Source organism: Asticcacaulis sp. YBE204, from assembly GCF_000495855.1.
In the GTDB taxonomy this organism is placed as follows: Bacteria; Pseudomonadota; Alphaproteobacteria; order Caulobacterales; family Caulobacteraceae; genus Asticcacaulis.
The window spans coordinates 1-851 of sequence record NZ_AWGF01000007.1 but is presented as its reverse complement, the minus strand read 5'-3'; the positions used below and the strand labels follow the sequence as shown (position 1 = coordinate 851).

Genomic DNA, 851 nt, shown 5'->3' with positions numbered 1-851 from the left:
GTTTCGGCGATCAGCGGCACGATGGGGCGCGCGTCGTCCTCCAGCAAGGTGCGGGCGATGGCGCGGGCCGTGCCGGTCGAACCGGTAAAGGCGACACCCTTGACCTCAGGCGCGGAGGTGATCGCGGCCCCGACCTCCGGCCCGCCGGGCAGGACGTGCAGCACGTCGGCAGGAATGCCGGCTTCGTGTGCCAGTTGCACGGCGCGCCACGCGATCAGCGGCGTTTGCGGCGCGGGCTTGGCCAGCACGGTGTTACCTGCGACCAGTGCGGCGGTCACCTGACCCAAAAAGATGGCCAGCGGGAAGTTCCACGGCGAGATACAGGCGAAGACGCCGCGCCCGCTCAGGCGCAGTTCGTTATATTCGCCGGTCGGTCCGGGCAGGGCGACGGGCTGGAACTGCTGACGGGCATTTATGGCGTAGTAGCGGCAAAAATCGACCGCTTCGCGGATTTCGGCGACGGCATCGGCCAGAGTCTTACCGGCTTCGTGAACGCACAGGCCGATCAGTTCGAGGCGATGTTCCTCAAGACTATCGGCCAGTTTTTCCAGTGCTCCCGCGCGCACCTCGACCGGGGTATCGGCCCAGCGCGCGGCAGCGGCCGAGGCGGCAGAGATGGCGCGTTTCACGTCGTCGGTGGAGGCCTCGACGACCGAACCGACGGTCTCGGCGCGATTGGCCGGACGGGTGACGGGTTTCGCGGTGCCGGTGACCGGTTGGCCCGATACCAGGGCCGTCGCCTGATAGGTCTGACGGCCCACTTCTTCGACGGCGGCCAGAGTCGCGTTCAGCGTCGCCGCGTCATTGAGGTCGAGGCCCTTGGAATTGGCGCGGCCCGGAAAGATATCGGC

1 protein-coding gene is annotated in these 851 nt (G+C 67.6%); it reads right to left on the bottom strand.

Annotated features, from left to right (window positions below; genetic code table 11):
- Positions 1-851: aldehyde dehydrogenase family protein (locus tag AEYBE204_RS0120345; RefSeq protein ID WP_031230642.1), on the bottom strand; the 851-nt coding region annotated here is incomplete at both ends.